The organism is Kitasatospora sp. Ki12 (assembly GCF_054601375.1).
The window spans coordinates 1,548,757-1,561,898 of the sequence record NZ_BAAIHT010000002.1 but is presented as its reverse complement, the minus strand read 5'-3'; the positions used below and the strand labels follow the sequence as shown (position 1 = coordinate 1,561,898).

Below are 13,142 nucleotides of genomic sequence, written 5' to 3'. Positions count from 1 at the left end.
CGGGTGGCCGGCGACGGCCGCCCGGGTCACTCCTGGACCTTGCCGCCGGTGATGCGGGAGATGGCGAGGGCGACCAGGATGATCAGGCCGTTGAGGGCGCCGATCCACTGGGCGGGGACGCCCGCCAGCGTGAGCACGTTCTGGATCATGAAGAGCAGCAGGATGCCGCAGAACGCGCCGAACATCGTGCCCTTGCCGCCGTTCAGGCTGATCCCGCCGATGACGGCGGCGGCGAAGACGGTGAAGATGTAGCCGTTGCCCTGGGCGGAGGCGACCGAGGCCAGGCGTCCGGACAGCATCAGCCCGGCCAGGGCGGCGAGCGCGCTGCCGCTGACGATCACGGTCCACAGCACCCGGTCGGTACGGATGCCGGCCGCCTTCGAGGCGTCGACGTTGCCGCCGATCGCGTAGAGGGAGCGGCCGAAGCTGGTCCAGCCGAGAACCACGATGGCGATCGCGAACAGGGCCAGGCAGGTCCAGATGGAGGCGGGCATCCCGAACCACTGGGCGGTGCCGAGGTAGAGCATCGACTCCGGCAGTTGGAAGAAGGTCTGGCCGCCGGAGACTCCGGTGAGGATGCCGCGCAGGACGATGAGCATGCCGAGGGTGACGATGAAGCCGTTGAGGCCGAAGCGGATGATCAGCAGCGAGTTGATCACGCCGACGAGTACGCCGACGCCCAGGGTGACGGGGACCGCCCAGGCGCCGGGAAGCAGTCCGAGGCCGTGTCCCGCGCCGGCCGGGACGACCAGCCAGGCCGCGATGCCGGGCGCGAGGCCCATGGTGGACTCCAGCGACAGGTCCATCTTCTTGACGATCAGGATCATCGTCTGGGCGAGGACCAGCAGGGCCATCTCGGACATGGTCTGCAGGACGTTGACGAGGTTGTCGGCCTGCAGGAAAACGGGATTGACGATCTGTCCGACGATCGCGATGACGACGATCGCGGGGACGAGGGCGAGGTCGCGCAGCCGGGCCAGGGGTATCCGGCCGCCGAGCAGCGCGGTGCGCGGGGGCTTGGGCTCCGCGGTCCCGGCGGCCGCGTCCGCGAGGACGGTTTCAGGCATCGAGGTCCACTCCTTCCATCGCGGCCACGAGCTCGTGGTCGTGCCAGCCGCGGGCCATCTCTGAGGTCACCCGGCCCTGGAACATCACCAGGACCCGGTCGCACATACGGAGGTCGTCGAGTTCGTCGGAGGCGATGAGCACGCCCGTGCCGGTCTGCGCCGTCTCCTCGACTTTGCCGAGGAGGAACTCCTTGGAGCGCACGTCCACCCCCGCGGTCGGATTGATCAGCACCAGCAGCCGGGGGTCGTCCGCCAGCGCCCGGGCCATGACGACCTTCTGCTGGTTGCCGCCCGAGAGCGCGGAGACGGGCAGCTCGGGGCCGGGCGTCTTGATCGCGAGCTTCTCGATCATGTCGCCGGCGAGCCGGTCCCGCCGCTCGCGGCTGAGGAATCCGCTCCGGCCCAGCCGGTGCGGCACGGACAGCGTGGCGTTGTCGGCGATCGACATGTCGGGCACGAACCCCTGGTGGTGGCGGTCCTGCGGGACGAACCCGGTACCCGCGGCGAGCGCGGCGGGAACGCTGCCGGGCCGGGGCCGCCGCCCGGCGATCGCCACCTCGCCGGCCTGGGCCGCCCGCAGTCCCACGACCGTCTCGGCGACCTCGGTGCGACCGCTGCCGGCGGCACCCGCGAGTCCGACGATCTCCCCTGCGCCCACCTCGAAGGTGACGTCACCGTAGGCACCGCCACTTCCGAGCGCCCGCACCGACAGGGCCGGCACGCCGGTGCGGTCGATGCCGCCCGACCGCACCGGCGGCCGGTCGCCCGCCGCCTCGCCGGTCATCGCCGCGACCAGCTCGTTGCGGGGGAGCTCCGTGACCGGCGCGGTCACGACGTGCCGGGCGTCGCGGAACACCGTCACCATGTCGCAGATGTCGTAGACCTCCTGGAGGTGGTGACTGATGAAAAGGAAGGTCACGCCCTGGCGCTGCAGGTCGCGGATCCGGTCGAAGAGGCGGGTGATGGCCGCGCCGTCGAGCTGGGCGGTCGGCTCGTCCAGGATGATGAACCGGGCTCCGAAGGACAGCGCCCGGGCGATCTCCACGAACTGCCGCTGTTCCACGTTCAGTTCGCCGGCCGAGGTCTGCGGGTCGACGTCCACGGACCACGTCGACAGCAGCTCCTTCGCCCGCCGGCGCACTCCCTGCCAGCTGATGAGCCCGCCGCGGCCGTGGTCGTGGCGGTTGAGGAAGAGGTTCTCGGCGACGGTCAGGGTGGGGATGATCGTGGACTTCTGGTACACGCAGGCCACGCGCTGCCGCCAGGCGTCGCGGTCCGCCAGCCGCGGTGCGGGGCTGCCGCCGAAGCCGACCGTCCCCTCGTCGGGGGCCTGCAGGCCGGTGAGGACCGACACGAGTGTCGACTTGCCGGCCCCGTTACGGCCGACGAGCGCGTGGGTCTCGCCGGCCCTGATGGTGATCCGGGCGCCGTTGAGCGCCACCGTCGGACCGAATCGTTTGACTATGCCCGTCGCCTCGACGACGGGTGGGCCCGCCTGGGGCCGTCCGCCGTCCGCCGGGGCGGGCGCGGGGCTGACTGCTCGCTCCCCGTCGCTCATCACAACCGCCTTGTACTCGTTAGCCGTTGGGTCCTGATCAGGGCAGGTCAGCCGTTGCTGTTGCCCCACAGGGAGGAGTCGTCGCTCTTGACGCTGGGGACACCGCCGTAGGTGCCGCCGTCGGCGGTGACCAGAGGAGCGGAGAGCTGGTCCTCGAGGAGACCCGGCCGGACCTGGATGATGGTGCTGTCGTGGTCGGTCTTGCCGGGCTGGAAGGTCTTCCCGTCGATGGCGGCCTTCAGGTAGTGCAGCGCGTACTTGGCGTACAGGTCGGCCGGCTGGGAGACGGTGGCGTCGATCTTGCCCCCCGCGATCGACTTGAGCTCCTCGGGGATGCCGTCGTTGGACACGACGAAGACGTGCTTCGGGTCCGACGGGTCGACCAGCAGGCCCTTCTGCTTGAGGACCTGGAGGGTCCCGGCCAGGGCGAAGCTGGACTGCATGTAGACGCCCTTGATGTCCGGGTTGGCCGTGAGGTCGGTCTGGAGTTTCTGCGCGGCGACCGCGCCGTCCCAGTTGGTGGCCTCGCCGAGCACCTTGATGCCGGGGTAGTTCTTCGTCATGCAGTCGTTGAACGCCTCTGTGCGGTCCCGGCCGTTGATGGAGTCCAGGCCGCCCTGCAGCATGACGACCTTGCCCTGGCCGTTCAGCTTCGTGCCGAGGAACCGGCAGGCCTTCTCGCCGTAGGCACGGTTGTCGGCCCGCACCACCATGAACACCTTTCCGCTGTCGGGGCGGGTGTCGATGGTGACGACGGGTATCTTCTTCGCCTCCAACTGCGCCAGCGTCGGCGCGATGGCGGCGGTGTCCTGCGGCGCCATCGCGAGCCCCTTCACCCCCTGGCTGATGAACGTCTGCGCGTTGGCGGTCAGCTTGGCCACGTCGTTCTGCGAGTTCGTCGTCTTCAGCGACAGGCCCAACTGCCCGGCGTAGCCGGGGGTGTACCTGATGTACGAGTTCCAGAAGTCGGTGTCCGAACGCGGGTAGTCGACGCCGACCAGCGGCGCGCCGCCCGACGTGGACGAGGTGCCCGCGCCGCTGCCGCAGGCGCTGAGCAGGACGAGGGCGGACAGGGCGGAGGCGGAGGAGCGGAGAGCGGTTCGGAGTCTCATCGGTACGACCTCGCTGGTTCCTTGTGCGACTGCATCGGAGAGATGGGATGTATGTATAGGCGGCAGTCGGGGTCCTGTCCAGGCTTCGCGCAGAATTGCTGGAAGTGGGCATGATGCGGTTCCGCCGGGATGCCGCAGGGGTCGAATCAATCCCATCAATGAGCATCAGGGTGCGGCGGCAGGTTCTCCGTGCGAGGCCACAGACATGCCATGTCTGCCGAGAAAATATTGGGGTAAAGCATGACAACTGCTCACAGATCGAGGCTCGATGACTTCCAATCATCCCTGCACGCCCGTTGACACCGGGGCGTTACATGGACGAACTTCGTGCGTAACCTCCGGCGCTCAAGGGGCGTGCGCGTCGCGCGGCCCTTGGCCCAACGTGCCTCTCGTGCCCACCACTTCAGGGGTGTCCTCATGCCGAGTTCTCTCAACAGGCGTCAGTTCCTGTCCGTCGCCGCAGGCGTAGCGGCGGCAGCCATGGCCGGCGGCGGCCTCGTGGCCGGTGTCGCGCACGCGGCGCCGAGCACCTACACACCCGACTGGACCTCGGTCGACCAGCACCCGGCGGCTCCGGAGTGGTTCCAGGACGCCAAGTTCGGGATCTACTTCCACTGGGGGGTCTTCAGCGTTCCCGCGTACGACAACGAGTGGTACCCGCGGAACATGTACAAGGCCGGCAGCAGGGCCAACCAGCACCACATCGCGACCTACGGCCAGCCGTCGGCCTGGCCGTACCACAACTTCATCGACGGAGCGCGGGACCTGGCGGGCAACACCGTGCAGTTCGCGCCGAAGCTGAAGTCGGCCGGCGGGAACTTCGACCCCGACGAGTGGGCGCAGCTGTTCGTCGACGCCGGCGCCAAGTTCGCCGGGCCGGTCGCCGAGCACCACGACGGCTTCTCGATGTGGGACAGCCGGGTCAACGAGTGGAACTCGGCCGCCAAGGGCCCGAAGCTGAACCTGCTGCAGCTGTTCGCCACGGCGATCCGCGCCAAGAACCTCAAGCTGCTGGTGGCCATGCACCACGCGTTCAACTTCAACGGCTTCTACGAGAGCGCCCCCGCGCAGTCGGATCCGAGCCTCAAGAAGCTCTACGGGCAGCTGGACCGGGCGCAGGAGAACCAACTCTGGTACGACAAGCTGAAGGAGGTCGTCGACCGCGCCCAACCGGACATCCTCTGGCAGGACTTCGACCTGAACGTGGTCGACGAGACGCAGCGCCTCAACTTCCTGTCCTACTACTACAACCAGGCCAACTCCTGGGGCCGCGAGGTGGTCGCCACCTTCAAGGACGGCTTCGACAACAAGGGCGAGGTCTTCGACTACGAGCGCGGCGGCCCGGCCGACCTGACCAGCCCGTACTGGCTGACCGACGACAGCATCTCCAGCAGCAGCTGGTGCTACACGCAGGGCATCGGCTACTACAGCGTCCAGCAGATGCTGCACTCCTTCGTGGACCGGGTCAGCAAGAACGGCAACGTGCTGCTGAACATCGCGCCGATGGCAGACGGCACCATCCCCCAGGGGCAGAAGGACGTCCTGCTCGGCATGGGCGATTACCTCAAGCGCTTCGGCGAGTCGATCTACTCGACCCGTGCCTGGACGGCGTACGGCGAGGGCCCGACGAAGATGGGCGGCGGCTCGTTCACCAACCCGACGGCCGGCACGGCCCAGGACATCCGCTTCACCCGCAACAAGGCCGGCAACGTCCTGTACGCCACCGTCCTCGGCTGGCCCGGAAGTTCACTGACCATCAAGACCCTTGCCGCGGACCGGATCGACCTCTCCTCGCTGACCTCCGTCAAGCTGCTCGGCTCCACCTCCGGCACCTACATCGACCTCCCCGCGCCGGCCCAGAGCTCCTCGGGCCTGACGGTCACCCTGCCCTCCGCCGCGGCGCCGTACGGCGCCCACGCGTACGTCCTGAAGCTCGCCTTCTCGGGCCCCATCCCCAACCTGGCGCCGCCCGCCGCCGCCGTCGCCTACGCGGACGTCAACTACACCGGCAGCACCGCCGCCCTGAGCCTCGGCGACTACACCGCGGCCGCCCTGACCACGGCCGGGCTGGGCCCGCGCAGCATCTCCTCGCTCCGCCCGTCCCCCGGCTATCAGGTCATCGGCTACTCCGGAGACAACTTCACCGGCGCCGCCTGGACCTTCACCGCCGACAACCCCGACCTCAGGGCCACCGGCAACAACGACCAGATCACTTCGCTCAAGGTCCAGTTCAACCCGTCGGCGTACTTCCGGCTCACCAACGTGACCGACGGCCTCGTCCTGGACAGCGGCGGCAACGTCACCTCCGGGTCCGACCTCAAGCAGTGGGGCTGGAACGGCAGCACCAACCTCCAGTGGCAGGCCGTGGAGGTGGGCGAGGGCTACTACAAGCTGGTCAACCGCACCAACGGCATGGTCGCCGACGGCTGGGGCGCCACCGCCAACGGCTCCGCCGCCAGGCAGGCGGAGTGGAACGGCGGTACCAACCAGCAGTGGCGGATCACCCCGCGGGGCAGCAACACCTACTCGATCGCCAACCGCACCACCGGCCTGGTCCTGGACGGCGGCGGCAACGTCGCGGCCGGCGCCGTCACCAAGCAGTGGAGCTACAACAGCAGCGCCAACCTGCTGTGGACGTTCACCGCCCTCTGAGCCCCGCCGCCGTCTGACGGCGAGGACCAGCCGCTCACGGCAGCGGTGCGGGCGGCGTCCTCACAGCCGTCCGCGCCGCTGCCAGCCCGCCCGCTGACACACTGTCACCACCTGTCCGGGCAGCACGTCATGTTTCGCTCGAAGAGACCGCCGATGCCGGTGACGGCCGGCGGGTTCCCCCTGACCAAGGACGGAAACCGTGGACATCACCAGACGTCAGCTCGGTAGGATCGCGGCGGTCGGCGCGGGGGCGCTCGTGCTGCCGGGGCTGCTGCCGCCGGGCAGGGCGGCGGCCACCACCCCTCCGGCCGGTACGTGGGGCGACCAGGGTGACGGCACCTACGTCAATCCGGTTCTCCCGGGTGACTTCAGCGACTGGGACTGCATCCGGGTCGGCGACGACTACTACGGCATCACCAGCACGTTCGGGTACTCGCCCGGCGTGGCCGTCCTGCACTCGAAGGACCTGGTCAACTGGCGGACGCTCGGAGGTGCGGTCGACGACCTCACCGGCATCGGCCCCATGCTGAACTGGGACCGGATGAACCGCTACGGCCGCGGCGTGTGGGCCGGGGCCATCCGCTTCCACGCGGGGCGGTACCGGGTGTACTTCAACACGCCCGACGAAGGCTTCTTCATGTCGTCGGCCCCGTCGCCGGCCGGGCCGTGGGATCCGCTGACGGCGGTGTGGCGGACCTCCGGCTGGGACGACCCGTGCCCGTTCTGGGACGACGACGGGCAGGGCTACCTGGTCGCCACCCACTACTCGGACGGCTACAAGATCCATCTGTTCAAGCTGTCGGAGGACGGCAGGTCGCTGGTCGGCCCGTCCACGGTGATCCACCAGTCGCGGGGCAGCGAGGCCAACAAGCTGTACAAGATCAACGGCCGCTACTACCACCTGTACAGCGAGGTGAAGCCCGAGGGCCGGGTCCTCATGATGAACCGCGGCTCCAGCCTCACCGGCCCGTTCGAGACCAGGCAGCTGGAGCACGTCAACGCCGCGGTGGACCGCGAGCCCAACCAGGGCGGGCTGGTGCAGACCCCGGACGGCACGTGGTACTTCGTGACCCACCACGGCCACGGCGACTGGGAGGGACGGGTGCTGTCCCTGCTACCGGTGACCTGGGCGGACGGCTGGCCGATCCTGGGCCAGGTGGGCGCGGACGGCATCGGCGGCATGGTGTGGACGGGCCAGGTGCCCGCCGGCGGCACGCCCGGTCTGCCGGTCGACGCGCTGCCGGCCGTGGTGACCAGCGACCTGTTCACCGACAACCGGCTCAAGCCGCAGTGGGAGTGGTACTACCAGCCGCGCGCGGACCACTGGTCGCTCACCGAACGCCCCGGCCACCTGCGGCTGAAGGCCTTCGCGCCGCTGGTGGCCGACAACCTGACCAAGGTGGGCAACACCCTCACGCAACGCGTCCTGCGGACGGCCGGCGGCGCGACGGTGACCGTCCGCATCGAACTGGCCGGCCTCGCCGACGGGCAGCACGCCGGGCTGTGCCACTACGCGGCCACCTACGCGGGGTTGGGCGTCCGGCGCTCCGGGACCACCACCACGATCTCGCAGAACGTCAACGGCACCCTCACCGACGGTCCGGAGATCACGCAGAACGCCGTGTGGCTGCGCACCTCGTGGGACGTGAACGGGGTCAGCCGGTTCTCCTACAGCCTCGACGGGGACGCGTTCACCTCGTTCGGTGGCACCTACCAGCTCACCTGGGGCGGTTACCGGGGCGACCGGGTCGGCCTCTACAGCTACAACCCGAACGGCACCGGCTACGTCGACGTCGAGTCGGTGCAGTACACCCTCGGGGCCGCCAAGGGGTACACGATGGTCAGCGTGCGCAGCGGCAAGGTCGCCGACGTGGCCGGCGCTTCGAAGGCGGACGGCGCCGGCCTGGTCCAGCGGTCCGACAACGGTGTGCAGAGCCAGCAGTGGACCTTCCAGTCCACGGCGGACGGCTACCACACCATCACGTGCGCCAACAGCGGCAAGGTTCTCGACGTGACGGGCTCCTCCGTGGCGGACGGCGCGCGGGTCGTGCAGGCCACCGCCGACGGCCGGACGAGCCAGCAGTGGCAGCTGCGCCCGCAGACCGGTGGCGAGTTCGTCCTGGTCAACCGCAACAGCGGCAAGGTACTCGACGTCAGCGGAGGCAGCACGGCCGACGGCGCCGTGCTGATCCAGTACTCCGACCGGGGCAGCACCAACCAGCGGTGGACCTTCCAGCGCGTCACCGGCTAGACGAGTAGTTCCGAAGTCGGTCAGTGGTCGTAGGCGATCAGTGAGCGGGTGACGGGTCGGCCGGTGGTGCGGTTGTGCCAGATCGCGCAGGTCAGCGCCAGCAGCCGCTGGCCGACTCGTGTGCCGACGCCTTCGATGGTGCGGCCGCCGTGCTGTTCGAGGCCGAGCTGGCCCTTGAGGGTGTCGTTGACGGACTCGATCAGCTGGCGGACGGACTTCAGCAGGCCCTCACCCGGGCGTGGGGCCCGGTTGCGGTAGGAGGGCCGCAGCAGCCCGATGCCGTACTGGTCGAGACAGCGGTCGAGTTCGGCGGAGACGTAGCCCTTGTCGGCGAGGATCAGCAGGCCGGGCCGCTCGCGTGCGAGATGGGGTTCGGTCTCGACGAGCGCGGCCAGGACCTCGCGCTCGTCGACCCTGGGACTGGCCAGGGCCCAGGTGACGGGCAGCCCGACCGGGGTGCAGACCAGGTGCAGCTTCAGGCCCCAGAACCAGCGCGAGTGGGAGCGGCTGTAGCCGTAGCCGGCCCAGCCCGCGAGTTCCGAGCGGCGGACGGTGTCGCGGGAACGGCCGCACTCGACCGGCGTCGAGTCCGTGATCCAGACCGGGTCGGCCCACAGGTCGGTCGCCTTCGCCAGGTCGCGGATGGCCTGCTGGAGCAGTGGCCGGGCGGCCCTCAGACGCTTGTTGTAGGCCGGGCGTTGGGGCAGGCCCGGGAACATGTCGCGCAGGTGAGCGTGGGCGAAGCGGATCCAGCGGGCCTCGGAGTGGAAGCCGAGCAGGACCTGGGCCACGGCCAGGCAGACCAGCTCGGAGTCCGTCAGCCGCGGCGGGCGGCCCAACCACCGTGTTCGGGGCAGGTGATCATCGATCTGCACGTAGAGTGCCGTCAGGAGGGTGTCCAGCTCTTCGGTCGTCACAACCCGATGCTGGACACCCTCCCTGCATGTCCGGAGCAGATCCGGCAAATCCAGCCGACTTCGGAACTACTCGTCTAGGTGGCCCCGCCGCACAGCACCAACCGCGGTACCGTCACGGCGCCGCGAGGAAAACAGTCAGCTGTGAAGGCGAAGAACGTGGACTGATCCGGTCCGCCCGCGCCGGGCCGTGCACCCCGCTCAGCCACCTCGGTGCTGTCGCGGGGTGCACGCGGGGGGAGCGGGGTCACGCCCGCGGGGTCGGCCGTCGTGCCCAGGCGGGCAAGGTGACTTCGGGGGAGGCGAGCTCGGGGCGCACCCGCAGGGTGTAGCGGGTGCCGGGGGCCAGCGCCCGCACGTGGACGGTGCCGCCCCGGCCGTCCTCGGCCTGTACGGCGACCGGTTCGGTGACCTCGAATCGAGTCGTTTCCCTTGCCGGTGTCCGGCCTGTCGGGTGTGAACTGTGCGACCTCCGCTGTGTGGTCTGCGGTGGGGTGACGGGCGGGCGAGCGCCCTGGTTCTGCACCGGTCGGATGTGGCTGTGACCGAGGGGCCTCACCAGGGCGCGTCATCTTCCGTCAGCGCTAAGGCCTGTCTGATAATTGATCTCGTGGCAGGTCGAGGTGAGTTGACGGACGCGGCGTGGGAGCGGATAGAGCCCCTGTTGCCGCAGGTGGATGGGCGTGGCCGCCCGTGGCGTGATCACCGGCAGGTGGTCAACGGTGTGCTGTGGCGGCTTCGGACCGGGGCCCCGTGGCGCGACCTGCCCGAGCGGTACGGACCGTGGCAGACCGTCTACGAGCGGTTCGCCCGCTGGGAAGCGGACGGCACCTGGGCGAGGCTGCTGGAGCACGTCCAGGTCCGCGACGACGCCGTGGGCCGGGTGGAGTGGACCGTCGCCGTCGACTCCACGGTCAACCGGGCCCACCAGCACGCCGCCGGCGCCCGCAAAAAGGGGACGCGGACGGGGACGAACTGGAAGATCCGGGCCGCTCACAGACGCGCCAGGCCCTCGGCCGGTCCCGAGGCGGGCTGACCACGAAGGTCCACCTCGCCGTCGACGGCCGCGGCCTGCCGCTGTCGATCGTGCTCACCCCGGGCAACGTCAACGACGCCACCACGTTCGCCGAGGTCCTGGACGGGATCCACGTCCCGCGAGCCGCAACAGGCCGCCCGCGCACGACACCGTTGCGGGTGCTGGGCGACAAGGCCTATTCCAGCAGGGCGATCCGGCATCTGCTGCGGCGTCGGGGCATCGCTGCCACGATCCCCGAACGCCGCGACCAGGTGGCCAATCGCCGACGCCGCGGGCGCCTCGGCGGTCGGCCGCCCGCCTTCGACAAGGAGATCTACCGCGATCGGAACGTGGTCGAACGATGCTTCGCCCGCCTCAAGCAGTTCCGCGCGATCGCCACCAGGTTCGACAAGCTCGCCGACCGCTACCACGCTGGAGTCGTCCTGGCCTCCCTGATCCTCTGGCTCCGCGAACCGGCCAGATGATCATTTGTCAGACACGCCTTAATGGAGTTGGTCGAAGTCGAAGACTGCGGTGACGGGAGCGTGGTCGGACCAGCGCTCGGCATGGGAGGCTGCTCGTTCGACGTAGGCCTCGACGCATTTCTCAGCGAGGTTTCCAGTACAGACAACCAGGTCGATGCGCCAGCGGAACGACACCTTTTCGAAAAAGGTCCACCCGTTCGAGCGCAGCCTGTTCGAGGGTGCCTGCTGGCCTGGACGGTAGGGGACCTCCTGTGAGCATCATCACGGTTTCGGTGCCGGTTCGGGCGGTGGTGGGTTCGCGTGTCTCGGACACGCACGGTAACGAGGGCAAGGTGTCGCACCTGATCCAGGCGGAGACGGCGACCCGGCACGCGCTGGCGAAGGAGTGGGAGATCGTCGGGTCCTTCGAGGATCTGGACGTCTCCGCGGAGGTCACGCCGTGGAAGCGCCCGGATCTGGGTCCGTGGTTGACCGAGCGGCAGGGTGAGTGGGACGCGTTGGTGTGGGCGAAGGTGGACCGGGCGTTCCGGTCGGCGAAGGACTGTGCGGACGTGGCGCACTGGGCGGAGGAGAACCACAAGGTCCTGGTGTTCACGGACGACGGCATCACCCTGGACTACCGCAAGGGTCAGGAACGGTCGTTCGGGAACGAGCTGGCCAAGGTGTTCCTGATGCTGGCGTCGATCTTCGCTGAGATGGAGCTCAAGCGGATCAAGGCCCGCGTCACGGCCGCGCACAGGCACCTGCGCAAGACGGACCGCTGGGCCGGAGGGCAGCCGCCGTACGGATACCGGATCGTCGACCGACCCGGCGGAGGACGAACCCTTGAACCGGACCCGGTCACCTCCGAAGCCGTCCAGTACATGGGCAAGCTCCTGCTGGAGGAGCAAAGCCAGTGGATGATCGCCACCGCCCTGGAAGCCGCCGGCTTCGACACCCCGGCGACCCACGCGTACAAGAACCAGGGCGATACCTACTCGAGCAAGCGCAAGACGCCGCCGTCGAACCACTGGAACCCCACCAGCGTGGGCAAGATCCTTCGCTCGCCGGCGACGATGGGCCTGAAGCTGACGGGCCGCTCGGTGAAGGCACGGAAGATCGCCCGCGACGCCAAGGGTCTGCCGATCCGGATGGCCAAGCCCCTGTTCTCCGAGGAGGAGTGGGCCGCGATCCAGGCCGCGCTGGACGAGCGGTCCATCACCAAGGAACGATCGAACGGCGCCTCGCCCTGGCTCGGTGTTCCGCACTGCGACCGCTGCGGCGACCGGTTCTACCGGCAGGTGAACCTCGCCAAGAACGGCAAGATCTACGAGTACTACCGCTGCGCGAAGACGGCCGGCAAACCGGCCTGCAAGGGCCAGGCCATCAAGGGCGAGCGCGTCACGGCCGCGATCACCGCTCTGGTGGAGCGGTTGGCCAGGCTGGCGATGACGGTGCGCAGGTTCATCCCCGGCGAGGACCACACCGAACAGCTCAACCACGTCACCCAGGCCATGCGCGACCTGCGCGAGGAGAAACGACGCAACCTGTTCGACTACCCCGGCGGCGACGACGAGTACTCCGAAGCCCTCGAAGTCCTCGTCGACGAACGCCGCCGCCTCGCCGCCCTCCCACAACGCCCCTCCGCCTGGGTCAACATCGAGACCGGCCAGACCTTCGCCGACGCCTGGGTCGAGGCCGACCAGGAACACCGTCGCCAACTTCTCCTCGGCCTCAAAGCCCGCCTCTACATGACACCCGACACCGAAGGCTGGTACCTACCCGCCGAACTTGAAGCACGCGTAGAGCAACTGCAACGCGCTGGAAGCTCGGCGTAGTTCGCGAAGCGGACGAGCAACTGGCGGCCGTCATCGACAGGTTCGACGAGCCGCTTCCGCGTGGGGGGAGCGGCTTCGGCGCGAGCCTCCACCCTCGGCTGCTGATAGCAAACAAGTCGAAGGTAGGCAATATGTTGGTCGAGCGTCAGGCACTGTAGTCATCGAAGAGTCGGCCACGATCAAGACCGGATCTGCCGAATCCTCCAACCGAGGAGTCCTGGGCTGGCAGGATGGCTGGACCGGTAGTTGACGCCGGTGCTGGACGAGGAGC

General features: G+C 69.0%; 8 protein-coding genes. 4 read left to right on the top strand and 4 right to left on the bottom strand.

Going from position 1 to position 13,142, the window contains the following annotated elements; genetic code table 11:
* Positions 1-26: 26 nt before the first annotated feature.
* The 3 genes from ACYP53_RS24480 to ACYP53_RS24470 are packed head-to-tail and all read right to left on the bottom strand — an operon-like array spanning position 27 to position 3,737.
* Complete coding sequence (locus tag ACYP53_RS24480; protein WP_459648966.1) at positions 27-1,067, bottom strand: ABC transporter permease; 1,041 nt, start codon at positions 1,065-1,067, stop codon at positions 27-29.
* Positions 1,060-2,625, bottom strand: coding sequence for a sugar ABC transporter ATP-binding protein (locus ACYP53_RS24475; RefSeq protein ID WP_459648965.1), 1,566 nt, complete (start codon positions 2,623-2,625; stop codon positions 1,060-1,062). The genes ACYP53_RS24480 and ACYP53_RS24475 overlap by 8 nt, the downstream gene beginning before the upstream one ends.
* Before the next feature lie 47 nt (positions 2,626-2,672).
* Positions 2,673-3,737 carry a sugar ABC transporter substrate-binding protein gene (locus tag ACYP53_RS24470; RefSeq protein WP_459648964.1) on the bottom strand — a complete coding sequence of 355 codons (1,065 nt, stop codon included), beginning with the start codon at positions 3,735-3,737 and terminating at the stop codon, positions 2,673-2,675.
* A gap of 417 nt (positions 3,738-4,154) precedes the next feature.
* Between ACYP53_RS24470 and ACYP53_RS24465 the strand changes: the two genes are divergently transcribed.
* Both ACYP53_RS24465 and ACYP53_RS24460 read left to right on the top strand, forming a co-directional pair.
* Positions 4,155-6,389, top strand: a complete 2,235-nt coding sequence (locus ACYP53_RS24465) for an alpha-L-fucosidase (protein ID WP_459648963.1) — start codon at positions 4,155-4,157, stop codon at positions 6,387-6,389.
* Positions 6,390-6,588: 199 nt separating this feature from the next.
* Entirely contained in the window at positions 6,589-8,640 is a 2,052-nt protein-coding gene (locus ACYP53_RS24460) for a family 43 glycosylhydrolase (RefSeq protein ID WP_459648962.1), read from the top strand.
* A gap of 20 nt (positions 8,641-8,660) precedes the next feature.
* Here the strand turns inward: ACYP53_RS24460 and ACYP53_RS24455 are convergent, their stop codons facing one another.
* Positions 8,661-9,557, bottom strand: a complete 897-nt coding sequence (locus ACYP53_RS24455; protein WP_459647860.1) for an IS982 family transposase — start codon at positions 9,555-9,557, stop codon at positions 8,661-8,663.
* A 607-nt stretch (positions 9,558-10,164) separates the two neighbouring features.
* Between ACYP53_RS24455 and ACYP53_RS24450 the strand changes: the two genes are divergently transcribed.
* Positions 10,165-11,054, top strand: a protein-coding gene (locus tag ACYP53_RS24450; RefSeq protein WP_459648961.1) for an IS5 family transposase whose coding sequence is annotated in 2 segments (ribosomal slippage) — positions 10,165-10,519 and positions 10,519-11,054 — 891 coding nt in all. Because the reading frame shifts where the segments join, the coding sequence is not laid out codon by codon here.
* Positions 11,055-11,305: 251 nt separating this feature from the next.
* Complete coding sequence (locus ACYP53_RS24445) at positions 11,306-12,871, top strand: recombinase family protein (protein WP_459648960.1); 1,566 nt, start codon at positions 11,306-11,308, stop codon at positions 12,869-12,871.
* The last annotated feature ends 271 nt before the right edge of the window (positions 12,872-13,142 follow it).

Excerpts from the sequence above, each read along its gene's own strand:
- ACYP53_RS24470 (WP_459648964.1), bottom strand. The coding sequence starts at position 3,737 with ATGAGACTCCGAACCGCTCTCCGCTCCTCCGCCTCCGCCCTGTCCGCC.
- ACYP53_RS24480 (WP_459648966.1), bottom strand. The coding sequence starts at position 1,067 with ATGCCTGAAACCGTCCTCGCGGACGCGGCCGCCGGGACCGCGGAGCCC.
- ACYP53_RS24475 (WP_459648965.1), bottom strand. The coding sequence starts at position 2,625 with ATGAGCGACGGGGAGCGAGCAGTCAGCCCCGCGCCCGCCCCGGCGGAC.
- ACYP53_RS24465 (WP_459648963.1), top strand. The coding sequence starts at position 4,155 with ATGCCGAGTTCTCTCAACAGGCGTCAGTTCCTGTCCGTCGCCGCAGGC.